The following is a 24770-nucleotide window of genomic DNA, read 5'->3' on the forward strand; positions in this document are numbered from 1 at the left end:
CCCTCAAGGCGAACTGACTGGGATAGTAGCGTCGTGCATGTGTCGTGAATCCTTGGCACGGAAACGCACCAGGCGCCGGTCGGCGCTAACCGCTGAGGTCGGCGGGATCAAGGTGAAGGCCATCACGATCTTTGCCGGGTCCGCTGAGCCATTCCGCACGACCGCTTGCACATCGGTATGGCTGCGTCCCACCGCAACTGCGTACAGCAGCGCTACCCCTGTCGTAGGACCGATACCGGCACTTCCGTCCGGTCGCGTCTCAGCCGGCGAGTGCGCCGCATCGATCAGGCGCTGTGCCGCCATACGGTGTTCGACGCTGGCGATGCGACCGAAGGAGGCCTTGCCGTCCTGCCGATTTCGGCGAACAAGAGACAGTGGCAGCGAACCGAGCACGCGTGCCTCTGTGCGCGTGGTGGTGGCCAGGCGGGGGGACAGGAGCAGCCAGTCGTCCACCTTGGCGAGCGTGCCATCGAGCTGGCTGAGGTAGGTCAGATGGGGGTCGAAATGCCCTGGTCGTTCCCATTCGAGCTGAGCCAGCACGCTGAGAAGGTCGCTGTGAGGGACGGTTCCCGTCAGCGCTTCGAAGGTCCGCGTGAGCGAGCTGGAATGATCTGGCGGATTGCTGAAGGAAGCGGGGACTGCGCTGAGCGAGTCCAGCAAGGGGCGCCAGCGCTCGGTGTTCCTCTTCAACGCCGCGTTGCTGAGTGGGTATGACGCGGGCTCAATGGGGCGGCCAGGCGACCGGATCTCCACCAGCTCTGCGTTGAACATCTTGTTGCGAGCGGAAGGCCTGATCCAGGGCAAGTGCTGTGCCACAAGGGGCGGCACTTGCATGGGCGTTATCTGAGGCTGACCATCGACAACTGCAGCGTACTGGGCTAGCTGCTCCCGGAACGTCTCTTCGTCACGGCAGATCGCTTCGTACGCCTCGTACAGGTCGGCGTATCTGTTGCGGCCGAAGGGCTCCTCCCGCCCGATGTAGAGCCGCACCAAGTCCCGGTAGCCGGGCCGGAACCCAAACCAGCGTCCCATCTGCATCAGAGTGTCCCCCTGTTGGGTCGTGCGCCGGTAGTAGGTGATGGTCAAGCCTTCCACGGTGAAGCCGCGAGACAGTTTCGTTCCGCCTACCAGGATCTTCCAGACGTGTGGTGTCCGGTCGAAGTCGAGGTCCAGCTGGTCGAAGTAGCGATCGGAGTCACCGTTCACGACAACGACTGGCTGTCCTCCTGAGCCGATGCGCTGACGTGCGGCATTGACGTAGGGGCGCAGGTCCTCATAGGAGGTTGGAGCGGGTAGGTCTGACGCCCGGGCCTCACTGACTGCTGAGAAGTCGGAAGTCCAGAGCCCGGCAAGGCGCTCGTGGCCGACGGCCGAGCTGTATCCCGCCTGATGCCACATGGAATTGATGCGCAGCGCGAGCTCCGCGTGATCATCCTTCCGTACAGACTGGTGCACGAGCATCGTATGGTGCCGGAACGGGCCGTCATCGACGCCGTGGTCGGCTCGGTACAGCTTCAACGCACCCGACAGGACGAAGGCGTCCATGGCCTCTTGAAGGCGATCGCCAGTGGATTCGTAGATGTCCCGGATGTGCGCCTTCTCCTGGGAGTTTGCGAACGACCGCTCGTCCCGAGGTATCGCCAGGTCCAAGTCGTGGAAGTCCTGGGCGCCCATGTATCCAGAGGGGCGAGGCAGTGAGATCAGGAAGTCGCTGGGGAAGATGTCCTCGTCGTCTCCGGGATCAACAAAGACGTTGGCGAAGGGGGTCGCCGTGTAGCCGACGTACTGCGCGCGCGGTAGTAGTTTCAGCAGATGGGAGAGCAGCCCGTTGATGGCCGTCCGTTCAGTGCTTCCTTGCTCCCACTTCTTGGGGTCCAGGGTGTTCACGGATGCCTGGTCGGACTCGTCATCGATGATCAGGGCGGGCAGTTCACCGAGTAGTCCGTGAATCTGCTTGAGGTCCTTGACGAGCTTGGTCAGAACAGACTTGTTCTTTTTCACCACCAGGATGCGGGCCGCTGCATGGTGGAGGTTTGCCGGGTCATGTAGCGGGCGGGTCGGTTCGCGCTTCTCAAACTGAAGCGCCCGAATGCCTTGAGCGAGGCTGATGTAGTCCTTGTCGCGAGTTGTCAGGCGCTCGATGTCAAACGCACCGAGTACAGACGGGAGTGCCCCGTGCTGGACGAAGTCGTCCCAGTCCTCGTCGTCGCCTACGTAGTCCATGCCTACGAGGGAGTCCAAATCCGCGATATCGGCCCCTCGCAGGATGTTCTCCTGCCCGACCAGCTCCATGTCGAGACGGCGCTGGGTCTGCGCACGCAGCAGGTTGAGCGTGCCTCCCAGCACAATGACGAGGCGGTAGCCGGCGTCGATCGCCTTGGCGGTAACGCCAGTGAAGTTGGCTGTCTTGCCTGACTGCACGTATCCGACGACCAGGCCCTTCGCCTGTCGGGCTGTCGGCTGCTCTGGATCGGTGAGGCGTTCCACGACTGCCCGGCTTGCCTCATCGAGGCTTGCGATCGCAGCATCGGACCACCCCTTGGCACGGAGCTTCTGCTCATACGACGTCCAATAGAAGGAACGGGCGGCAGCCCGCTCAGGGGTGTACCAAGGGGTGAAATCACGTGTGATCACCGTGGGGCCCGGGACTTTCGCCACCGGTACTGCGTCATCCAGCGCCTTCCGCAGGTCACTTCCAAAACGCAGCCGCTCATACACGGCTGCACGCCGTGCATCGGTGCGGGCGGGAGTTCCTGGTGCCCACTGAGCATCTTCGGCGAAGTCCCAGGCTGTTAGGTGACGGCTCCACAGGGCTCTGAGTGGCTCGTCGCCGTTGACGAGGTAAGCGTGAAACAGTTCTTCGCTCAGGTCGGCGTCCGGATGGTCGTCGTCGGCTGCGACAGCGGCCCAACGCGCGAAGTGGCTTGGAACATTCAGCATGCCGGCCAGCACGTGCGTGTGAATCTCAAGTAGCACGCTGGCTGGGGTGTTACGCATGTGCGAGGTCCTCAGTCCGCTCAGAGGTGTGGAAAAGGAGTGATTGCTGACCGTTGGCGTCAGGAGAGCTGCTGTGCACGCCGTGTGCGCTGTGCGTCCACCGAGGCTAGGAGGATGGTGTTCCAGTAGTCCAAGCGGTCTTGGCGGCTCCGCTCCCAGCGCCCCAGCCCGAAGCAATCCTCCAGGAGCAGATACAACAGCGTCTTGGTGACCGGGGCATCGTTCGCGCCGCCGCGCCTGCCGTCGTTAAAGTCCTCCCGGTAGGTCTTGTTGAGGATGATTGCGCTGCGCTCACGGTCGAGGTCGAAGAACTGGTTGGGCGGGAGCACACCCCACGTGAAGCTGATCGGTTCCTCGCCCGGCTTCTCAGGCAGTTCTTCCTTGATGACTCGCTTGACCCTGGGATCTAGGCCCTTGCCCGGCGATGTGACCGGCTTGCGGACGATCTCGTTTCGCCTCGAACCGTCTCTGTAGGCATTCTCGGCGTCCAGCAGGTAACCCCGGAATGTGTGCCCCGTGGAGTCCACTGCCTTATCGAGGCCGTCCGTGAAGGCCGGGGTGACGGTAACGTTCTCCTTCTTCACATCGAGGCTCAGGACGTTGTTCTCACGAGACGGAAGGTCGACGGCGACCCGGGCGAGGACATGATGTCCTTCAGGGTTTCGCCAGCCGTTCCATCCCCCCGCCTGCACGAGGCGGTCGTTCCGATAGAAGTAGAAGCCTTGCCTTTCCGTGAGTGAACCGATCTGCCGGAAGCCCGCCTGCTTGGACTTGGCAGGCCAGATGTGAGCGGTCAGGCACAGGTCTCCCAGGCCTTCCACCGGTGCCGTGAACTCGCGGGGGTAGCCCGGCTTGCCCGGCACCTTGTAGCCGAACGGGTCCAGGGCTTCCACGGCGATGTGGTCCACTTCCTCGCCAAGGCCACGCTCCCCGCTGCTTACGTCCCACACAGCGATGTCGAGCTGCAGGCCGCGCTGCAGATACCGGTGCAGATAGAGGCCAAGGTGAGTCTCAAGGCGGGAGATTGCCTTGGAGAGGAACTGGTCGCTCTGGCCGCGCGCGACTGTCTCGAAGGCCCGGACGCCGTCCCAGCGCACGACGGTTCCCTGCCACTCGATGACCCCGTCGTACCGGTCTACGAGGTCCTGGGCGTACCGCGGGTCGACGGTGTCGCACCGGAAGCTGTCTTCGATGCCCTCTGCGGTAACACGCCGCCCGGCAGCTCGGCTTCGCTTGGTGCGGCTGACCACGGTGAGCGAAGAAGCATGGGAGAGAGAAGCGGCCTTCAGGCCTGTGCCGTACATGCCGAGGGCACCCTTGCCATAGTCACGTCGGCGCCCCACAGTCATCGCGGCATCCAGCCCGGCGTCGTCCATGCCTTTGCCGTTATCGATGATCAACAGCGTGAGGATGCGGTCGGCGTCACGCAGGAAGTGCACGACGATCTTGTCTGCTTCCGCGTCGATGGAGTTGTCGATGAGGTCAGCGACGGCGACCTCGAAACCGTAGCCCTGATTGGTCAGAGCCCTGCCGTATCCCGCATCTGGTGGCAAGTGCGTGCTGCCGGTCGTAGGGACGTCGTATTGCCAGTCAGCGCCGGGCTCGTAGGGCATGCTTCCTCAAATGCACAGGTCAGGGCATGCACCACCAAGTAGCAGCCCCATACATCCAACAGACGGAGAGTGTGACCGTACTGCAAAGGTTGGACATAGAGGGAGTTGAACGCTGAACGGGGTCGATACGTCCCTTATTGTTCAGTAGCTTTGGCCAAGGATGGTTCGCACATATCCGCTTTTGATCTTCGGTAGGGTCAGTGTTGTGAGCGGGGGCACGTTAGCTGTCACAGAGGCAGGCTTGTTGTCACTGGCGTAGGCGGAGTAAGTGCGGTGGCTCCCTTCGGCATCACCGGTCAGACCGCCATGCGTTACCCCGACACGTCCCCCCCGGAAAGCACGCCAAGCTGCCCGGTATCGCACCTGATTCAGTCCCGGATGGTTGCGAGCCAGTCGGTCAGCAGGCTGTTGACCTCCTCGGGGCGCTCCTGCTGGATCCAGTGGCCGCAGCCGTCCAGGAGGTGGGAGGCGGACAGGGCGGGGAGGGTGGTGGGGTGGGCGTTGATGGCGTCGGCCATCCAGGTGGTGGAGGCGTCCAGCGCGCCGCCGATGAACAGGGCGGGCTGTGTGATCGGAGCTCCGTGGTAGGGGGCGAGGTCTTCCCAGTCGCGGTCCATGTTGCGGTAGCGGTTGAGGGCGCCGGTCAGGCCGGTGCGCTCGAACTCCCCGGCGTAGACGTCGAGGTCCTCCTCGCTCAACCAGGCCGGGAGCGGGCCGGTGGGAAAGCGATCGCGCATCTGACAGCCTGGGGTGAGGAAGTGCGGGTCGGGCTCGCTCTCGGCCGGCATGGTGTCGGCGGACAGGGCCGCGTAGAAGCCTGCGAGCCAGCCCCGGACATCGGGCTCGATCTCCGTCTCGGCGCGGCCGGGCTGCTGGAAGTAGGAGACGTAGAACTCCTGCTCGGGGCCGCCGATCTGGCCGAAGATGTCGGTGGGGCGGGGGCCGCCGGGCGGCGCGTAGGGGACGCTCAGTAAGCCGACGGCGTTGAAGACCTCGGGGTGGAGCAAGGTGGAGGCGGCGGCGATGCTGGAGCCCCAGTCGTGGCCGACGACCACTGCGCTTTCCTCGCTGAGGGCGCGCACGACGGCGATGTTGTCCGCCACGAGGTCGAGCATTCGGTAGGCGTCTGTCGCGGCTGGCTTGGAGGAGCGGCCGTAACCGCGTAAGTCGATCGCCGCCGCACGGTACCCGGCCGCGGCGAGGGCCGGGAGCTGGCGGCGCCAGGAGTACCAGGACTCGGGGAAGCCGTGCACGAGCAGGATCAGCGGGCCGCAGCCCTGCTCGGCCAGGTGCAGGCGCCCGGCGGGGCCTCGACGATGCGGTGGCGGAGTACGGCGGTCGGCTCGGATCGCATGGGCGGCTTCTCCTCGGTTCGCGGGCAGCCCGGCGGTGCCCATCGATCATGCGGCGCGGCGGCCGCTCGGCGCGATCGGAGTTGCCGTTCCGGCAAGGCTTGCGGGCCAGCTCGCCCCGTCCGCTGTCGCGGACCGAGAGCGGCCTATACGGGCGGCTGTTGCTCGCACCCGGTGACGACCAGAGATTTCGTGCTGGCTTGGGGCGTCTCGGAGCTAGCTGTCGGCCGGGTCTGGGCGGCGGGCGTGGCCGACGAGGCCCGGCTCTCGTCCGGATGATGTTGGCGAATCCGGGCAGCTGGAGCCAAGTGTCCACTCAGTCGCAGCGGCACGCCGCACGCCCGGCGTGCCGCTGAGACTCAAACGACAGTTGCGGTCGCCGATCGGATTCGCCGAGTGTGCCGTTCCGGTGCGCGGCCCCCGCTACTCCGCCACCTCCGTCCGTTCCCACCACCGGTACACCGTCGCCGAGCCCTGCTCGGTGTCCTCGTGGCGGGTGGTGACCTTGTAGTGCTCGTAGCCGCCCCGGTGGGGGATCTTGAGTTCTTGGCCGGGCGGGGTGACCGGGACGACCTTGCCTGCCAGGTCGTCCGGTCCGCCGTCCAGGAGTGCTTTGGTGCTCATAGGTCCAGTTTTGCCGTGTGGCTGGACGGCGCATCTCGGGGGCCGTGGCCGCCGGGCCCGGTCAGGCCGCGGTCGGGCCGCCGTGGCAGTGGCCGTAGGGCCGGCCGGAGCCGCACCAGCAGGCCGATGCCTGCTGTGGCGGCCAGGCCACCGCACGCCCCCGGGCCGCCAGGGTCGTCGCGTACTGGGGGAGCAGGGTGGGGTCGGACGGGGAGGAGAGCTCCGATGCCGCGAAGGCCTCGTAGGAGGGGACCGTGCCGGTGACGATGCCCAGGTTCGGGGTGCCGGAGGCGGAGAGTTCGCGCAGGGACTGCTCTATCGAGGCCAGGTGTTCCTCGTGGGAGGGGTATTCCGAGGTCAGCGTCGGGTACGCCTCCAGGAGCTCGGTGAGTTCCGACGCCGGCCAGTGGAGGATCGCCACCGGGAAGGGGCGGGAGAGGGCCTCCCGGTAGGCGCCCAGTTCGGCTCGGAGGCGGAGGATCTCCGCCTCCAGCTCCGCCGGGTTCTCCGAGCCCAGGGACCAGACGCGCTTCGGGTCGTGGAGTTCGTCCAGGGAGACGGGGAGGGAGTGGACCGAGTCGGCCAGGGCGTCCCACTCGTCGTGGGACACGCCCAGCATGCGGCGGACTCTGTGGCGGCCGAAGAGGAGGGGGTGGGTCGGCTGCGGGGGCTGCGGTACGCCGGTCAGAAGGTGGCGTACGGCCTCGGTGAACGTGTCGTGCGCCGCTTCCAGCTCGTCGTGGGACTCCAGGGCCTCCGCGACGATCACCCAGGGGGCCGCGTCCTTCGGGGCCGCGGCCCGGACGCCGTCGATGATCGCTCGGGCCTCGGCCTCGTGGCCGTACTCCCAGAGGTTCGAGGCCTTCAGGGCGCGGACCAGGTGGGGGTTGTCCAGGCCGTCCGACGTGGACAGCAGGCGGTCGTAGAGGGCGGTGGCCGCGGGGCGGTCGCCGGAGAGTTCCAGGTGGGCCGCCGCCCGCAGCAGCAGGGCCTCGGCGTCCTCCGGATACAGGCCGGCGGTCCGCTCCAGGCGTGCCGCCTCGGCGGTGTGGTCGACGGTTTCGGCAGGCGTGTCGGGGCGCATGGGGGACACCGTACTGCCGGGAGGTGGCGAGCGTGAGGGGGACGCAGGCCAGGCCTCCGGCCTGCGCAAGTTCCCCATGCCCGCCACTCCGGCTCTACGCGGGCTACAGGGTTACGCCGTCTATCTGGAGCGTCTGGACCGACTTCGCGGCGAAGGGGACGCTGACCGACTTTCCGTTCAGGCGGATGTCCGAGCGCGGGGTGTAGAGGTCGCCGCCGCCCGTCGTCACCGTGTTCCAGCGGGGGACCAGGCCCGCGGAGCCGCCGGTCACGGTCGAGAAGCGGGAGAGGTCGAAGGTGAGGGTCTGGGCCGACGTCGCCGTGTTCACCGCGACGATCACCAGGCGGCGGGACGTCGCGTCGTACGCGGCGACCGCGTAGCTCACGCCCGTGTCCAGGATCGTCATGCCGGGGCGGATGTGGCGGCTGAACTGGGCCAGCACGTAGTGCTTGGTCTGGACGGTGGTCGGCTGGAGCGTGTTCGGGTCGTAGGCGATCATCGCCCAGCCTGTAGACGGGTCCATGACCTGCCAGTAGCACCAGGCGGTGGGGTGCAGCCAGCGGAAGTCGTAGCAGAGGTTGGAGGCCATGGTGAGGCCGGTGCCGTCGCTGTCGCCCGTCTCGGAGTTCCACAGCTTCTTGCGGGACGTCGTCACCACGTCCGTGTAGAGGAGGTCGCGGCGGCCGCCCGAGCCCTGGTAGCCGTGCACGTTGACCTGGGAGACCAGGGCCTTGGTTGAGGAGTCGAAGGAGGCCCAGGTGGAGCGGGCGGTGTCGTAGTTCGTCTCGTCGGAGGCGGCGATGCGGATGTTCGTCAGGCCGCGCTTGTCCAGCTCGCTGCGCATGTAGGGGAGTACGGCCGCCTGGACCGCCGGGTCCATGTGGCAGCCCTCCTGGGTGCCGGTCGCGGTCCACCACGTGGAGGCCGGCTCGTTGAAGGGGTCGACCGTCGCGAAGTTCACGCCCCAGTTGTCGCGGGCGTAGCGGGCCGTCGCGGCCAGGTGGGCGGCGTGCTGGCGGTAGTTCCAGGTCTGGAGGTTGTTGCCGCCGTTCGCCGCTCCGGAGGGGTTGTGGTTGGCGCACATCCACCACATGGGGGAGTTGGCGAAGAGCTCGGTGGTCGCGCCGCGCTGTGTCGCCTTCACCAGCATCGCGCGCTGGTTGGCGTCCGCCGACCACTTCCAGGCCGAGGAGGCGGGGTCCTCGTTGTTCCAGTCCTGCCAGAAGCCCTCGATCTGCTTGAAGCCGGGGATGTTGGGCGACTTCACCATCGTCTCGCCGCCCACGCTGTTCCAGCTGCACGCGCCGAGGTTGTAGCGGGCGATGCTGAGGCCCAGGCCGGGGAGGGAACGGCCGTTGTACGCAACCGACTTGGTGGTGAAGAAGAGGTCCGCGAAGTCGTCCCGGGCGCCGAAGACGTTGGCCCACCAGGCGAGGGAGGTGCCCCAGCCTTCCCACGTGCCGTACGTGGTCGACGGGTTGATGGCGATCGTGGCGTCCGCGTGTGCGGTGCCGGTCGCCAGGGCGCTGCCGAGGAACGTACCGCCTGCTGCGGCCAGCAGGGATCTGCGTCGTATCACGGCTCCTCCGTAGGGGAATTCGGGGCAGGCGTCGGGGTGTTCGGGAAGCACCCGGTCCGGCGTCGCGGGGTTGCCCGTTCGTGGCATCGAGAAGCATCGGGTGCGGCAGGTGCGTTGTCGAGAGTTGTGACGAACCTTCCTCAAAGCCGTGTACAAAGTCTCGTGCCTGTCCCGGGAGCTGATCCTGTATAACGGCAGCAGGGCATATACACAGGCGCGAGGGGAGGAAGTCGATGAGCCGCGGCTGGTCCACTCTGCGTCCCGCTCTCGTGCTGCTCTTCCTGGTCGTGGAAGTGGCCCTGCTCGACACCGGCAGCCTCTCCGCCACCGTCGCCCTCGCCGCGACCGCCGCGGCCTCGGCCGCGCTCGCGGTCTGTGCACTCGTCGCCTCCCGCTGCGCGCCCGCCGTGCCGCGCACCCGGGTGCGTACGGCCATCCGCGACCGTGATCTCCGTACGGCCTTCCTGCCGCAACGCGACCCCGACGCCCGGGGGCGCACCCGGCCCCGGGCACCCGGTCACGCCCTCTGGGCGACCTTCGCGTAGGGGCATCTCCACGTAGTCCGGCCCCGCGCGGGTCGTCATGCCGCCATGACCCACTCCCGGCACGACGAGACCCCCGGAGGGCTCACGCATGTCCGTCTTCGCCAACCTGGTCGAGCACCTCGCCGACCTTCTCCAGCCGTTGTTCGGCGCCTCGGCGGCCGCCGCCGCGATCGTCCTGTTCACCGCGCTCGTACGACTCCTCGTCCACCCCTTGTCCCGGGCCGCCGCGCGTGGTCAGAAGGCCCGTACGGCGCTCCAGCCGAAGATCGCCGAGCTGCGGAGGAAGCACGGGAAGAACCCCGAGAAGCTGCAGCGGGCAGTGCTGGAACTGCACGCGGAGGAGAAGGTGTCGCCGCTGGCCGGCTGTCTGCCCGGGCTGCTCCAGGTGCCGGCCTTCTTCCTGCTGTACCACCTGTTCTCCAGCGACACGATCGGCGGGCGGGCCAACGAGCTGCTGGGGCATCGGTTGTTCGCCGCGCCGCTCGGTGGGCGCTGGGTGGACTCGCTCGGGGAGGGCGGTGCCTTCGGTGGTGCGGGGCTCGTGTACGCCGGGCTGTTCGTCGTCGTCGGGTGCGTCGCCGTGTTCGGTTACCGGCTGAGCAAGCGCATGATGGCCGCCAATGCGGCCGTGCGGGTCGGTGGCGGGGAGCAGGTGCCGGGCCTGGGCGCGGTGACCAAGGTGATGCCGTTCATGTCCTTCTTCACGCTGGTCACCGTGGCGGTGGTGCCGCTGGCCGCCGCGCTGTACGTGGTGACCAGTACGACGTGGAGTGTGGTCGAGCGGGCTGCGCTGTATCGGTAGCGGCCGGGTCGGCGGCTGGGCGATCAGGCAAGCCCCGGGTGCTTCGAAAGGATGATATTCCCGGAACTTCCCCCGTGGCCCTCCCTGTTGCTGGTAGAAGAAGCCGCAGGGCGCGGGTCGTGCAACACGGCCCGGGTGGAGGCGGGGGAAATGGGACGCAGGCATCTGGTGTACGTGCTGCCCGGGATCGGTGGCAGCGTGCTGGAACGGCCCGGGGGCGGGTCCGGGGAGCCGCGGGTGGTGTGGGACGCGGGGTTCGGTGACATCGCCGGACTGCTGTCGCGGCCGCGCCGACTGGCGGTGGACGAGCCGCTGCGCGCGGTGGGGCTGATCGGCTCCAAGCGGCTGCTGCCGGGCTGGACCGTCGTCCCCGGCTACGAGCGGCTGACGGCGAACCTCCAGGCCCTGCCCGGCGCGGTCGTCGACACCGGGCATCCGGACCGGCGGAACCCGGCCGCGAACGTGGTGCTGTTCCCGTACGACTTCCGGCTCGGAGTCCGGCACGCCGCGGAGCTGCTCGCGGCCGACGTCCGCGAGCGGTTGAAGGATCTCACCCCGTCCGAGCGGGCGGGCCGGGTCGTGGTGGTCGCCCACTCGATGGGCGGTCTGGTCGCCCGGTACTGGCTGGGCCCCCTGGGGGGCTGGCCGCTGTGCCGGGCCCTGATCACCCTGGGCACCCCTCACCGCGGCGCCCCGAAGGCCATGCAACTGCTGGCGAACGGCGTACGGGTGGCGGGGATCCGGCTGGGCCCGGTGAGCGACCTGCTGGGCCAGTGGCCGTCCGTCGGCGAACTGCTGCCCCGCTACCCGATGGTCTGGGACACGGCCTCCGCCGCTCCCCTCTACCCCCACGACGTGCCCCTGGACAGCCTGCGCTCCCTGGCCAAACAGGGGTTTGCGCTGCATGAGGAGATCGAGCGGGCGTGGCAGGAGATGCCGCGCAGCGGCGCCGAGCCGCAGGTGGTGCCCCGGCTGGGCTGGAGCCACCGCACGGCGGGCTCGGCGGTGTGGGACGGCCGCACACTCAAGGTCGGCAAGGAGCCGCCGGACTGGCTGGACCTGGCGGGCTGGGAGGAGGACCACGGCGACGGCACCGTACCGGCGATCTCCGCCGTCCCGGTGGAGATGGACGGCCACGACACCTCCGGCTGGCGGGCCCGCGACCGCCACAGCCCGATGGTCTCCGCCGGCTGGATACCCGGCCTGGTCCAGGCCTACGAGGAACGGCAGAGGCTGTCCGCGGCTCGCGGCGAGGAACGCGAGGCCGCCCTCGGCCTGGACCTGGACGAACTCCACGCGCAGGGATCGGCGATCCCGCTCCAGGTGCGGTTGCGCGGGGACAACCTGCCGCCGGAAACCACCACCGACCCGGGCGGGCTCGCGGTCTGGGCCGCTCTGCGCCCGGCGCACGGGCCTCGGGCCGTGATCGCGGAAAGGCGGCTGGACTGGGACCGCGACCGGGGCGGCTACGTCACCGAACTGCCCGGCCCTGAGCCCGGCCTGTATGACGTGCGGGTGAGTGTGCGGGACGTGCCCGGCGTCGGTGACCTGTCCGCCAGCGACACCGTCGCGGTGGTGGCCCCGTGAAGACCGCCGGTTCGTGGCCCCGCTGGTCCCTCGACGGGGAACCGGCCGCGCTGGCCAAGTACGTGCTGCCCGACGAGGTCGCCGCCCTGATCCACCTGCCCGGGCCCCCGGCCGACAGCCGGCTCGGGCAGGCCCGGGCTGTGTACGAGGCACTGGCCGGTGCCGGAATCACGTACTCCCACGAGGCGCCCTCCGACGATCCCGGCCGCCAGGTCATCCGCCAGCCCGGCGAGGTGCTGTGGTGTCCCAGGCACGCCACCTGCCTGGACCTCGCCCTGACCCTGGCGGGCGCATGCCTCCACTCCGGCCTGCACCCGCTCGTCCTCATCCTCGACCCACCCCAGCCCGGACGCGCCGCCCACGCCCTGCTCGGCGTGTGGATCGACGAACCCGACGACACTGACGACCCTGACGACATCGTGCTGCCGGATACCGACGTCTGGGCCGCCCGCCCCGACGGCTTCGACGAGCTCGTCCAGGCCGACCCGAAAGGACCGTCGAGGCCGCTGCTGCTGCTCGACCCCGTCGGTGTCGCGCACGCCCTGCCCTCGTCACCCATCCTCGGCACCAGTGCGACGTTCGCCGAGGCCGCCGCCGCCGGGGCCCGCTACGCCCGTGACTGGACCTGGCGCCTGGCCGTCGACATCCGCCGCGCCTGGCGCGAACGTGACACCCACACCCCGGCCGACCGGCCCGACGACCAGCCGCTGCGCCCGCCGTACGTGTCCCTGGACCCACAGATCCACCGGCCCCTGCAGGTGCTGCGGGCCGAGCACGCGGTCGTGCCCTTCCAGGCCCGGGACGAGCTGACCATCCTCACCGACTGGTGCCACACGGTGGCCACGGGTCCCTACACCGGCGTCACCGTCGTCCATGGCGCCGGCGGCGCGGGCAAGACCCGGCTCGCCCTGGAGCTCGCCCACCAACTGGCCACCCGACACGGCTGGTACACCGGCTACCTGCGCGAACATCAGACCGGGCGGGACTGGCTGGGCACCGTCGTCTCCCCCACCCTCATCGTCCTCGACTACGCCGACGCCCGCACCGCCGACGCCGAACACCTCCTGACCATCCTCAAACGCCGCATCGAGCGCGGCGCAGCACCGGCCATCGTCGTCATGACCGCCCGGGCCGTCGACGGCCAGTGGCTCACCGCCCTGCAGAAGGCGTGGAACCGCGACGGTCACCTCGTCCGCGAGAGCGCCCCGCTGCACCTGCCGCCCGAACACCCCGCCGGTGCCGCCCTGTTCCGGCGAGCCGCCCGCGCCTTCCACCACGGCCCCGATCAGGACCTCGACCTCGAGGCCGCCGACCGGGCCGCCCCCACCGACTGGACCACCCTCGACTACGTCCTGCTGGCCCTGCTCGCCGCCCGCAGCCCCGGCCGGCTGCCCACCACCCGTGAGGACCTGTACGAGGAAGTCCTCACCCATGAACGCGCCTACTGGGCCCAGACCTACCGCAAGAACGCGAGCCTGGGCCGGGACGCCGACGCGCCCCTCGACGTCCTCAACCGGGCCGTCGCCAGCCTGACGCTGCGTGCGCCGACCACGCGCAAAGAGATCAACGCCGCGTTGAGCGCCGTGGAGGAACTCTCGGATCCGCAGTGGCGAGAGACCGTCCGCACCACCCTGACCACCTGCCTGCGGCCCGGCCCCGACGAACCTCTCGTCCTGCGGCCGGACCCCATCGCCGACCACCTCACCCTCCACCAGCTCCAGGACGACGAAGACCTGCTCCCCGGCATCCTGGACGGCCTCGACGACGACCGTCTCGTGGCCGCCCTGCGGCAGCTGAACCGGGCCGCCATGGCTGCGCCCGACAGTGCCACACGCATGGTGAAGGGCTGGGTCGGTGGTGGGGCGGAGCGGTGGAGACCCGTCCTCCGCGTTGCCGCGGAACAGGGCGGTACCGCGCTGGCCGCTCTTCACCAGCTTGTCGATGACGAGCCTGCGGTGCCTTGGCTTGACGATCTCGCCAGCGCCATTCCCTTCACGACGATCGGCCTGCCGGAACTCGGTCTGCGGGCTGACCTTCGGCGCCTGTCGATCCTGCGGGCCGATGGCGCGACCCAGCCCGCCGCCCTTGCGGGACAGCTCCAGCGCGCCAGCCATCGCCAAGCCGCTGTCGGGGACCGGGAGGCGGCACTTGCCACCATCTCCGAAGCCGTCGAGATCTGCCGCACCCTTGCGCAGGCCGACCCCGCCGTCCACCTGCCTGGTCTCGCCGGTTCTCTGAACGACATCTCCATCCAGCTGAGTGAGACGGGGTGTTGGCAGGCGGCACTCGCATCCATCTCCGAAGCTGTCGACCATTACCGGGCCCTCGTCCGGGCCGATCCGGAGGTCTACCTGCCCGGTCTGGCCGTCTCCCTGAGCAATCTTTCCAGCCGACAAGGTGAGACGGGGGACCGGTGGGCGGCACTGGCCTCGATCACTGAAGCTGTCGACCATTACCGCGCCCTCGTCCAGGCCGATCCGGAGGTCTACCTGCCCGGTCTGGCTGGCTCCCTGAGTAATCTTTCCAGCTGTCAGCACGAGACAGGGGGCCGGCAGGCGGCACTGGCCTCGGCCACTGAAGCCGTCGAGCTCCACCGCACCCTCGCCCAAGCCGACCCCGCCGTCCACCTGCCCAACCTGGCTGGCTCCCTCAACAACCTCTCCAGATGTCAAAGCGAGACGGGGGACCACCAAGTGGCACTGGCCTCGATCACTGAAGCCGTGGAGCTCTACCGCACCCTCGCGCAGGCCAACCCCGCCGTCTACTTGCCCGATCTGGCCGCTTCCCTGACCAACCTTTGCAGCTGTCAGAGTGGGACGGGGGACCGGCGGGCGGCACTGGCCTCGATCACTGAAGCCGTCGAGCTCTACCGCACCCTCGCCGAGGCCAGCCCTGCTGTATACCGGCCAGGCCTCGCCGGTGCCCTGAACAACCTCTCCGTCCAGCAGGGTGGGACGGGGGACCTGCGGGCGGCACTGGCCTCGATCACTGAAGCCGTCGAGCTCTACCGCACCCTCGCCGAGGCCAGTCCCGCTTTGTACCTGCCCGGCCTAGCAGGCTTTCTGAACAATCTCTCCGGTTGTCAGAGTGTGACGGGGGACCGGCAGGCGGCACTCGTCTCCATCTCCGAAGCTGTCGGCCATCACCGCACCCTCGCCAAGGCCAATCCCGCCGCCTACCTCCCTGGCCTCGCCATGTCCTTGAACAATCTCTCCAACCGGCAGAGTGAGACGGGGGACCGGCGGGCGGCACTCCTCTCCATCTCCGAAGCCGTCGAGATCCACCGAACACTTACCCAGGCCAATCCGGCCGCCCATCTGCCCGACCTGGCCGGCTACTTGAACAATCTCTCCAGCCGACAAGGTGGGGTGGGGGACTGGCAGGCGGCACTCGTCTCCGTCTCTGAAGCTGTCGAGATCCACCGCGCCCTTGCCCAGGCCAATCCGGCTGCGTACCTTCCTGACCTCGCCATGTCGCTGAACAATCTCTCCGGTTGCCAGAGCAGAACGGGGGACCGGCAGGCGGCACTCCTCTCCATCTCCGAAGCTGTCGAGATCCGCCGCGATCTTGCCCAGGCCAATCCGGCTGCCTACCTTCCTGACCTCGCCATGTCTTTGAACAATCTCTCCGTCCAGCAGGGGGTGGCGGGGGACAGCCAGGCGGCACTCGTCTCCGTCTCTGAAGCTGTTGAGATCCGCCGCGGTCTTGCCCAGGCCAATCCAGCTGCTTACCTTCCTGACCTGGCCAGCTCGCTGAACAATCTCTCCAACCGGCAGAGTGAGACAGGGGACTGGCAGGCGGCGCTCCTCTCCGTCTCTGAAGCTGTCGAGATCCGCCGCGGTCTTGCCCAGGCCAGCCCGGCCGCCTACCTGCCCGACCTCGCCAGTTCGCTGAACAATCTCTCCGTCCAGCAGGGGGTGGCGGGGGATCGGCAGGCGGCGCTCCTCTCCGTCTCCGAAGCTGTCGAGATCCACCGAGCACTTGCCCAGGCCAGCCCTGCCGCCCACCTGCCCAACCTCGCCGGCTGCCTGAACAATCTCTCCAACCGGCAGAGTGAGACGGGGGACCGGCAGGCGGCGCTCCTCTCCATCTCTGAGGCCATCGAGATCCATCGCGGCCTCGCCCGGGGCAATCCGGCCGCCCACCTGCCCGACCTCGTCAGGTTCCTGAACAACTTCTCCATCCTGCAGAGCGAAACAGGTGCCGCCTCTTCTACATGGGAGGAAGTCATCAGCGACCTGGGGCTCGATCCACTTGCTCAAGCGGAACTCCGAGCCCACCACGCCGCGTACCTGGCGACACACACTGACCCCGGCCTCGCCGTCGAAGAACTGATCCAGGCAGCACAGGCGTGCGCTGTCGGCGACCGATCACCCCTGCGCCGGGCCAGACAACAGGTACGGGGTGTCGCAACGAGCCTAGGCATCCAGGATCCGCGACTTCCGGACTGGGCTGTAGACCCTCTCCCCGGCAGCGTTCTGGAGATTCTCGGCCAATGGGCCAAAAACACCGACTGGCCCACCACGGAAGCATTCCTGCGCGCGCATGCCGACCTGCTCCAGCAACCGGACTTCCGCCATCACCTGGAACTGGCAGCGGCTCTTTTCCCCGAGGACCCGGTCATCGACAATCTCACCGACGTCCTCGGCCAAGTCGATACCGACGGCCTTGACAGCATCGTGGACCGTGGAAGGCACGCTCACGAGGTTCGTCAGAGGTTGCTTGAGTGGATCGCGACTCCCACCTGGACGGAGTCCAGGGACTTCTTCGAGGAACACCGCAGCACACTGACTGCACCGGAAGTCCAGGAACTGCTCGCCGAAGCAGACGACCCCGAGGCGCGCCGGCACCTCGCCCTCCTCCAACTCGCGGCAACCCTCTCCCACGACCAGGCCTACGAGATCCTCAGGGACCCGGACGTCGCAACCGACTCCGCCTTCACCGCCGTCGACCAGGCAGACATCCCGCTCCTGCACCGCGTCCTGGCCGCCCGCCCGGACCTCGTCACCGGCGTGACCGGGGCGTTCTTCGCCACCGTCTCCGTCCTGGCAGTCGGCGACACCGAGCGGGCCCGCAAGCTCGCCGCGGTCATCGCCGAGCACGGCAACGACACCCAGCGCCGCGCGTACGCGATCCGGCTCCGGACCCTCGCCCGGCTCGATCCCGGACTGGCCGGAGCGGGCGAACTGGCCGACCTCATCCACCCCCACGAGCACTCCTGATCACTTGACGGGCCGAGGGTCCAGTACGTGAACCGGGTATTGCGGAGTGCGCTCCCAGCTTGGAGGATCGGCCAGACGTCCGATGACTGCCCCGCCGCACTCGGGCCGCAGACATCCGGTGGGTGCCCGCGATCGAGGGAGACGTGATCATGAAGCTGCTGCGAGTCGGTACGGAGGGGTCGGAGCGGCCCGCCCTGCTCGACGCCGACGGGGCCCTGCGGGACCTGTCGGGCGTCGTGCCGGACATCGACGGGGCGCTGCTCGCGGACGACGCGGCGCTCGAGCGCGTCCGTGCCGCCGCCGACGCCGGTGACCTGCCCCTGCTGGACGCCACGGGGCTGCGCATCGGGCCGCCGCTGGGGCGGATCGGCAAGATCGTCTGCATCGGGCTGAACTACCACGACCACGCGCGTGAGACGGGGGCCGAACCGCCCTCCGAGCCCGTGATGTTCATGAAGGCGCCGGACACGGTGGTCGGGCCGAACGACACCGTGCTCGTGCCGCGGGCGTCCCGCAAGACCGACTGGGAGGTCGAGCTGGCCGTCGTCATCGGGCGTACGGCCAGATATCTGGAGTCCGTGGAGGACGGTCTCGCGCATGTCGCGGGGTACGCGGTGGCGCACGACGTGTCCGAGCGGGAGTTCCAGATCGAGCGGGGCGGGACGTGGGACAAGGGGAAGAACTGCGAGACGTTCAATCCGCTGGGGCCGTGGCTGGTGACGGCGGACGAGGTGGCCGATCCGCAGGATCTCGCCCTGAAGCTCTGGGTCAACGGGGAGTTGAAGCAGGACGGGACGACGGCTGAGCAGATCTTCCCGGTGGGGGAGGTCGTGCGGTACCTCAGTCAGTTCATGACGCTGTATCCCGGAGATGTGATCAACACCGGGACGCCGGCGGGGGTGGCGCTCGGGGCGCCTGAGCCGAAGCCGTTCCTGCGGGCCGGGGATGTGGTGGAGCTGGAGATCGAGGGGCTCGGGCGGCAGCGGCAGGAGTTCAAGGACGCGTAGGCGCTCCGCTGGGTGAGCGGGGGAGCTGCGGATCGTTGGCGACTGCGGGTTCGTCGTGGTTGTTCGCGCAGTTCCCCGCGCCCCTGAAAACCAAGGTCAGCCGAGCAGAGCGGCCAGGTCGCGCCAGGTCTTGCGGGGGAGGGCGTCCCGGGGCTGGTCGTCCACCACCTGGAGGGCCACGTGGTCCGCGCCCGCCTCGAAGAAGCTGTCGATCTTGGCGCGGATGGCCGTCTCGTCGCCCCAGGCGAACAGGGCGTCGACCAGGCGGTCGCTGCCGCCGTCCGTCAGGTCGTCCTCGGTGAAGCCGTGCCGCAGGAAGTTGTTGGTGTAGTTCGGCAGGGGGAGGTAGATGCCGAGGAACTCGCGGGCCAGGGCGCGGGCCCGGGCCGGGTCCGTCTCCGGGACGACCGCCAGCTCGGGGGCGAGCAGGGGTCCCTCGCCGAGGAGTTCGCGGGCATGGGCGGTGTGCTCCGGGGTGACCAGGTAGGGGATGGCCCCCGCGGAGCGGTCGCGCGTGAGCTGGAGGCTCTTCGGGCCGAGGGCGGCCAGGACCCGGCGGTCCGCGGGGAGCCCGGCTGCGTCCAGGCCGTCCAGGTAGGTGACGAGGGACGAGTACGGGCGGCGGTACTGCTCGGCACGCTTGGCGTGGCTGACGCCGAGGCCCAGCAGGAAACGGCCCGGGTGGGCGGCCTCCAGCTCGGCGAAGGCCGCGGCGGTGGCGTCCGGCTCGTGGTCCCAGATGCTCTGGATGCTGGTGCCGACGGTGAGCCGCGAGGTCGCCTCGATCAGCGGGGCGGCGTGGGCGGCGGAGGTGTTGCCGCCCAGCCACACGGCGCCGTAGCCGAGTTCCTCCAGTTCGGCGGCTGTCTCGGCGAGTTCGCCGCGCCGGTCCGGGTCCTCGGAGCGCAGACCCACGCTCCAGATGCCGTACCGGCCGACTGTTTCCCTCAGGGCGGTGGTCATGGCTCGCGATCCCTCCGGTTGGGCGCCGTGTTCGGTCGATCATGCGTACAGCAGGTGCCAACCGGGGGGACCGCTCAGTCATTCCGGCATTCCGTCCGCTGCGGCATTCCTGCCGTTCGAGCCGAACTACCTTCCCCGGCCGAGGAATTCCTCCAGCGCCTCCACCACGAACCGGTGGTCCTGGAGCTGCGGCAGCCCGGACACCGTCACCGCGCCGACCACGCCCACGCCCTCGACGGTGATCGGGAAGGACCCGCCGTGCGCCGCGTACGTGTCGGGGTCGAGGCGCGAGGACTCCTCGAACGTGGTGCCCTTGGCGCGGAAGCGGGCGCCGACCAGGTAGGACGCGGAGCCGTAGCGCTCGACCACCCGGCGCTTGCGGGCGATCCAGGCGTCGTTGTCGGGCGTGGAACCGGGCAGCGCCGCGTGGAAGAGCTGCTGGCCGGCCCGGTGGATGTCGATGGCGAGCGGGGCCTGCCGCTGCCGGGCGAGCTCGACGAGGAGCGAGCCGAGCGCCCAGGCGTCGTCGTGGGTGAACTGGCGGAACACCAGGCGGCGTTCCTCCTTCTCCAGCTCCTCCAGGCTCGGGGTGAGCTCCGGGTGGAACTTCGGGCCGAGCTCCTGGTGGTGTGAGGGGTTGCTCTTGTGGGTCACAGCGTCACCGTCACCTTCTCGCGGGCCGAACGACGGGCGGCCTCCAGTACGTCCAGGGCGGCGGCCGCCTCCAGCGCGGTCACCGGGTTCGGGGCGCCCTCCAGCAGGGCCTTCGCCACGGCCGCATAGTAAGCGGGGTAGTCCCCGGGCAGGGTCGGTTCGGGTCGGCCGCCGCCGGTCACCGGGGACTCGCCGGAGCCCACCCGGCCCCACAGCGACTCGGGCTCCACGCCCCAGCCGGGCCCGGGGCGCCTGCCTTCGCGCAGGGCCGCCTCCTGGGGGTCCAGGCCGTGCTTGACGTAGCCGGCGGAGGAGCCGAGGACCCGGAAGCGGGGGCCGAGCTGGGCGGTGGTGGCGGAGACGTAGAGGTGGGAGCGGACACCGCTGGTGTGGGTGACCGCGATGAAGGTGTCGTCGTCCGCCTCGGCGCCCGGGCGGCGGACGTCCGACTCGGCGTACACGGTGGCCGCAGGGCCGAAGAGGACCAGCGCCTGGTCGACGACATGGCTGCCGAGGTCGTAGAGCAGACCTCCGATCTCTGCGGGGTCGCCGGACTCCCGCCAGCCGCCCTTCAGTTGCGGGCGCCAGCGCTCGAAGCGGGATTCGAAGCGCCAGACGTCGCCCAGCTCGCCCTCGGACAGCAGCTTGCGCAGGGTGAGGAAGTCGTTGTCCCAGCGACGGTTCTGGAAGACGGAGAGGAGCAGGCCGCGCTCCTCGGCCAGGGCGGCGAGCTCACGGGCCTCGGCCGCCGTGCCGGCGACGGGCTTGTCGACCACGACCGGCAGACCGGCCTCGAGGGCGGTGGCCGCGAGCGGCACGTGCGTCTTGTTCGGGGACGCGACGACGATCAGGTCCAGCTCGGCGGCCCGGTCGAACAACTCGTCCGGGGCGGCGGCCAGGCGTACGTCCGGGAACTCGGAGCGGGCCTGCTGCTGCCGTCCGGGGTTCGAGGTGACCACCGTGTCGAGGGTCAGGCCCTCGGTGGCGGCGATCAGCGGGGCGTGGAAGACGGAGCCGGCGAGGCCGTAGCCGACGAGGCCGACGCGAAGGGGCGAGCGGGGCGTGCCGGATGTGCCGAGGGGTGTGCCAGTCATGGCCCCACTTTCGCAACGCTGTTGCCAAAGTGCAAGCGCCGGGGACAATGGGGGCGTGAACAGGGCGGACGAGCGTACGGGTGGGGTCGCAGGCATGCGCGGGACCGGAGTGGCTGGAGGGCCTGGTGGGCCTGGTGGGCCTGGCGGGCCTGGCGGGCCTGGCGGGCCTGGAGGACCCGGGGGCGGGGCGAACCTGCTCGCGCTGCGCAGCCACAACGCCGCGCTGGTGCTCGACCTGTTGCGGATCGCCGGGCCCGAGGGCGTCAGCCGGCTCGAACTCGCGGAGCGGACCGGGCTCACCCCGCAGGCGGTCAGCAAGATCACTGCCAGGCTGCGGGCGGACGGGCTCGCGGCGGAGGCGGGGCGCCGGGCGTCGACCGGGGGAAAGCCGCGCACGGTGCTGCGGCTGGTACCCGAGGCGGGGCACGCGGTCGGGGTTCACCTGGACCGGGACGAGGTGCGGGTCGTGCTGGTGGATCTGCGCGGAACCGTGGTGGGAGAGCGGCGGGCGCCGCTGGACCTGGGGGCGGGGGCGCCCGCCGTGCTGGCGGCGGTGACGGAAGCGGTGCGGGAGACGGTGGCCGAGGTGCTGCCCGCTTGGCCGACGCTTGCCGAGGTGCCGCCCGCGGGGCCGGTCGCCCGGGACGGTTCCCCGGCCGTGGGGCCCTCCGGGCGGGGTGGTTCGCCGTCTCTGGGACCGGTCGCCCGGGACGGTTCCCCGGCCTTGGGGCCCTTCGGGCGGGACGGTTCGCCGTCTGCGGGGTCGCCCGCCCGGGACGGTTCGCCGCCCGCGGGGCCGGTCGCCCGGGACGGTTCCCCTGCCGGGGAGCCGCCCGCCCGCGACGGTTCCCCGCTCGGGGAGCCGCTCCCCCCGGACGGCTCCCCGTCCGTCGGGCCGCCCGCCCGGGCCGCTTCCCCGGCCGTCGGACCGTTCGCAAGGGCTGGTTCCCCGCTAGGTGTGGGCGTCGCGCTGCCCGGGCCGCTCGACCACGCCCGGGGCGTGCTGCACCGGGTCACCGGCTTCCCCGAGTGGGACGGTTTTCCGCTGCGGGAGGCGTTGGCCGAGCGGCTCGGGGTGCCGGTGGTGGTCGACAAGGACACCAACGCGGCGGCGCTGGGTCTGGCCGCCGGAGGCGAGGGCGACTCCTTCGCCTATCTGCACCTGGGTACGGGACTGGGGGCCGGTCTGGTGATCGGCGGCGGCGTGCACCGGGGCGCCCGGACCGGGGCGGGGGAGTTCGGCCACCAGGTGATCCTGCTGGACGGCCCGCCGTGCACCTGCGGCGAGCGCGGCTGCGTCGAGGCGCTGTGTCTCGGCGCGGTGGCGCGCGGTGACCTGGATGAGGCGGCCCGGGTACTGGGTGCCGGGGCGGCGAACCTGGTGGGGCTGCTCGACATCGACGTCGTGCTGCTGGGCGGCCGCACGGTGGCCGCCGATCCGGATCCGTTCGTGCACGGGGTCGGGGCGGTGCTGGAGGCGAGAGCCCGGCGGACGGGGCAGGACGCCGTGCCGGTGCGCCTCGCCCCGGGCGGAGGACGAGCCGTGGCGGTGGGGGCGGCGCAGCTGGTGCTGGGGCCGGTGTTCGGGCGGGGGGACGGCTGAGGGACCGGGTGAGGGGTGTGGCGCCGGTGTCCGCCTGCTCACCGGCTCGGACCACCGGCGCGCGGGGCCCCGGGGGCCTCGCGCGGTACGGGGGTCTGCCGAACGGGCGGATCCGCGCCGCCGTTCGGGGGCCGTTCCGGGCGGGTCGGCTAGCCGGCGCCCGTATCGGGCAAGGTCACAATCCCATGCGACTCTGCACGCGCGCTCCCCTCTTCCTGGCGGCGGCAGCCGCCGCCCTGTTCACCGGTGGCCACCCGGCGTACGCGGACGATCCGGCGCCCGCCTGCGCCGCGCCCGACGACCACACGTTCCCGCTCACCACCCGCATCCACGGCGGGCCGGACTCCTACACGGCCGGGGGCGGATTCGGAACCTGGTACGTCGATCTGACCAACACGACCGACCGGCCCTGCGCCGGCATCCACCCCGTCGTGGTGCTCGTCGACGACAAGCGGGCGCTGGAGCCGTCCCAGCCGCGGCTGGAGTTCTTCGAGGGGACGCGGTCCCACGCCGTGCGCTTCGAGAAGACCGGTGAGGACGAGCTCGTCGGGGCGCTGGCCGACGACGCGGGCGGGTTCGCCGGGTTCACCGTCGGGCCGGGGAAGACCGTCACCGTCAAGGTGCGGCTCGCGGTCACCTCGGACGCCGTGCCCAACGAGGTCACCGCCAACGCGGCCGTCGTACAGCGTCACGACGACGACGGCGACTGGGTCGGGCAGTCCAACGACTACCGGTTCGGCATCGACGGCGGTGAGCCGGTCGACGGTGGCGAGACGGGTGACGACGGCACCGACTCCCAGCCGGACCCCGAGGCCTCGGGGAAGGAGCCCGGAGCGACCGTGCCGCGGCCCGATGCCACCGCGCCGGAGTCCGGGGCCACGGCGCCGGAGTCCGGGTCCACCGCGCCGGAGTCCGGGGCCACCGTCCCGCCCCGCGAGGACCGGTTCCCGTTCGCCGAGGAACTCGCCCGCACCGGAGCCGGGGCCAGGGTCGCCGCGGTGGCCGCCGCCATGCTGCTCTCCGGAGGCGGAGTCCTGCTTCTCACGCGCCGCCGGCGCTGACACGGCCGTCCCGCCCCTCGGGACGCCGGGATCCGACCGTTCCGCAAGATCCGGCCACTGTTTAGGCTTGAGGCCGGCTGGACCGCGTACGGCAGGAGATCCCGCACATGGCAGACCGCAAGCCCATCGAGTCGTGGCTCACCGACATGGACGGGGTGCTCATCCACGAGGGCGTGCCGATCCCCGGCGCCGACGCCTTCATCAAGAAGCTGCGCGAGTCCGGGAAGCCCTTCCTGGTCCTCACCAACAACTCGATGTACACCCCGCGCGACCTGCACGCCCGGCTGAAGCGCATGGGCCTGGAGGTGCCGATCGAGAGCATCTGGACCTCGGCCCTGGCCACCGCCCAGTTCCTGGACGACCAGCGGCCGGGCGGGTCGGCGTACGTCATCGGCGAGGCGGGCCTCACCACCGCGCTGCACGACATCGGCTACGTCCTGACCGACCACGAGCCGGACTACGTCGTCCTCGGCGAGACCCGCACCTACTCCTTCGAGGCCATGACGAAGGCGGTCCGGCTGATCCTCGGCGGCGCCCGCTTCATCTGCACCAACCCCGACGAGACCGGCCCGTCCACCGAGGGCCCGCTGCCCGCGACCGGCGCGGTGGCCGCGCTGATCACCCAGGCGACCGGCAGGAAGCCGTACTTCGCCGGCAAGCCGAACCCGCTGATGATGCGCACCGGGCTGAACGCCATCGGGGCGCACTCCGAGACCAGCGCCATGATCGGTGACCGGATGGACACCGACGTGCTGGCCGGCATGGAGGCCGGGATGCAGACGTTCCTGGTGCTCACCGGCCTGACCCGGCCCGAGCAGGTGGAGGGCTTCCCGTACCGGCCGTCGCAGGTCGTGGACTCGATCGCGGACCTCGTCGACCGGGTCTGAGCCCGCGAAGCGGCCCGCCCGCGGCCAAACCCGTCGCCACCCGAACGGAGCAGGCGCCGCGTCCCCGAGGATGCGACGGCCCACCGTGCGGGGGAG

16 protein-coding genes and 1 pseudogene are annotated in these 24770 nt (G+C 70.0%); 8 read left to right on the forward strand and 9 right to left on the reverse strand.

Translation table 11 applies throughout. From position 1 onward, the window contains the following. Positions 1 to 3: 3 nt before the first annotated feature. From IE212_RS11885 to IE212_RS11910, 6 genes and pseudogenes are all read right to left on the reverse strand, one after another. Positions 4 to 2997, reverse strand: a complete 2994-nt coding sequence (locus IE212_RS11885) for a Z1 domain-containing protein (protein ID WP_190197750.1) — start codon at positions 2995 to 2997, stop codon at positions 4 to 6. A gap of 59 nt (positions 2998 to 3056) precedes the next feature. Then, positions 3057 to 4610 carry an ATP-binding protein gene (locus IE212_RS11890; protein WP_190197751.1) on the reverse strand — a complete coding sequence of 518 codons (1554 nt, stop codon included), beginning with the start codon at positions 4608 to 4610 and terminating at the stop codon, positions 3057 to 3059. Positions 4611 to 4978: 368 nt separating this feature from the next. Then, a pseudogene (locus IE212_RS11895) lies at positions 4979 to 5964 on the reverse strand (alpha/beta fold hydrolase). Positions 5965 to 6385: 421 nt separating this feature from the next. Then, positions 6386 to 6586 (reverse strand): DUF5988 family protein, encoded by a 201-nt coding sequence (locus tag IE212_RS11900; RefSeq protein ID WP_190197752.1) that lies wholly within the window; start codon positions 6584 to 6586, stop codon positions 6386 to 6388. A gap of 61 nt (positions 6587 to 6647) precedes the next feature. Next, complete coding sequence (locus IE212_RS11905; RefSeq protein ID WP_190197753.1) at positions 6648 to 7670, reverse strand: SEC-C domain-containing protein; 1023 nt, start codon at positions 7668 to 7670, stop codon at positions 6648 to 6650. 103 nt (positions 7671 to 7773) lie between these two features. Next, positions 7774 to 9249 (reverse strand): glycoside hydrolase, encoded by a 1476-nt coding sequence (locus tag IE212_RS11910; protein ID WP_190197754.1) that lies wholly within the window; start codon positions 9247 to 9249, stop codon positions 7774 to 7776. A gap of 233 nt (positions 9250 to 9482) precedes the next feature. On the opposite strand from IE212_RS11910, the gene IE212_RS11915 reads away from it, so the two are divergent. From IE212_RS11915 to IE212_RS11935, 5 genes are all read left to right on the forward strand, one after another. Continuing rightward, complete coding sequence (locus IE212_RS11915) at positions 9483 to 9794, forward strand: DUF6412 domain-containing protein (RefSeq protein ID WP_190197755.1); 312 nt, start codon at positions 9483 to 9485, stop codon at positions 9792 to 9794. Between the two features lie 88 nt (positions 9795 to 9882). Next, positions 9883 to 10596, forward strand: coding sequence for a YidC/Oxa1 family membrane protein insertase (locus tag IE212_RS11920; protein ID WP_190197756.1), 714 nt, complete (start codon positions 9883 to 9885; stop codon positions 10594 to 10596). 150 nt (positions 10597 to 10746) lie between these two features. Continuing rightward, complete coding sequence (locus tag IE212_RS11925; protein ID WP_190197757.1) at positions 10747 to 12183, forward strand: lipase/acyltransferase domain-containing protein; 1437 nt, start codon at positions 10747 to 10749, stop codon at positions 12181 to 12183. Then, complete coding sequence (locus IE212_RS11930; RefSeq protein ID WP_190197758.1) at positions 12180 to 17405, forward strand: tetratricopeptide repeat protein; 5226 nt, start codon at positions 12180 to 12182, stop codon at positions 17403 to 17405. Before IE212_RS11925 ends, IE212_RS11930 begins: the two co-directional genes overlap by 4 nt. A 149-nt stretch (positions 17406 to 17554) precedes the next feature. Then, positions 17555 to 18412 carry a fumarylacetoacetate hydrolase family protein gene (locus tag IE212_RS11935; RefSeq protein ID WP_190197759.1) on the forward strand — a complete coding sequence of 286 codons (858 nt, stop codon included), beginning with the start codon at positions 17555 to 17557 and terminating at the stop codon, positions 18410 to 18412. Positions 18413 to 18508: 96 nt separating this feature from the next. Here the strand turns inward: IE212_RS11935 and IE212_RS11940 are convergent, their stop codons facing one another. The 3 genes from IE212_RS11940 to IE212_RS11950 all read right to left on the reverse strand — a co-directional run bounded on the left by IE212_RS11940 (position 18509) and on the right by IE212_RS11950 (position 21123). Then, positions 18509 to 19375 carry an LLM class F420-dependent oxidoreductase gene (locus IE212_RS11940; RefSeq protein WP_190197760.1) on the reverse strand — a complete coding sequence of 289 codons (867 nt, stop codon included), beginning with the start codon at positions 19373 to 19375 and terminating at the stop codon, positions 18509 to 18511. 126 nt (positions 19376 to 19501) lie between these two features. Beyond that, on the reverse strand, positions 19502 to 20029 hold the full coding sequence (locus IE212_RS11945) for a heme-degrading domain-containing protein (RefSeq protein ID WP_190197761.1): 528 nt from the start codon (positions 20027 to 20029) through the stop codon (positions 19502 to 19504). Next, the gene (locus IE212_RS11950; protein WP_190197762.1) at positions 20026 to 21123 is read right to left on the reverse strand and encodes a Gfo/Idh/MocA family oxidoreductase; all 1098 of its coding nucleotides are present in this window, start codon (positions 21121 to 21123) and stop codon (positions 20026 to 20028) included. Before IE212_RS11950 ends, IE212_RS11945 begins: the two co-directional genes overlap by 4 nt. Before the next feature lie 226 nt (positions 21124 to 21349). On the opposite strand from IE212_RS11950, the gene IE212_RS11955 reads away from it, so the two are divergent. From IE212_RS11955 to IE212_RS11965, 3 genes are all read left to right on the forward strand, one after another. Continuing rightward, a complete protein-coding gene (locus tag IE212_RS11955; RefSeq protein ID WP_308430193.1) occupies positions 21350 to 22726 on the forward strand; it encodes an ROK family transcriptional regulator in 1377 nt (458 codons plus the stop codon). A 185-nt stretch (positions 22727 to 22911) separates the two neighbouring features. Continuing rightward, positions 22912 to 23787, forward strand: a complete 876-nt coding sequence (locus tag IE212_RS11960; protein WP_190197764.1) for an LPXTG cell wall anchor domain-containing protein — start codon at positions 22912 to 22914, stop codon at positions 23785 to 23787. A gap of 107 nt (positions 23788 to 23894) precedes the next feature. Then, positions 23895 to 24674 carry an HAD-IIA family hydrolase gene (locus IE212_RS11965; protein WP_190197765.1) on the forward strand — a complete coding sequence of 260 codons (780 nt, stop codon included), beginning with the start codon at positions 23895 to 23897 and terminating at the stop codon, positions 24672 to 24674. Positions 24675 to 24770: the final 96 nt, after the last annotated feature.

Source organism: Streptomyces djakartensis (assembly GCF_014651075.1).
In the GTDB taxonomy this organism is placed as follows: Bacteria; Actinomycetota; Actinomycetes; order Streptomycetales; family Streptomycetaceae; genus Streptomyces; species Streptomyces djakartensis.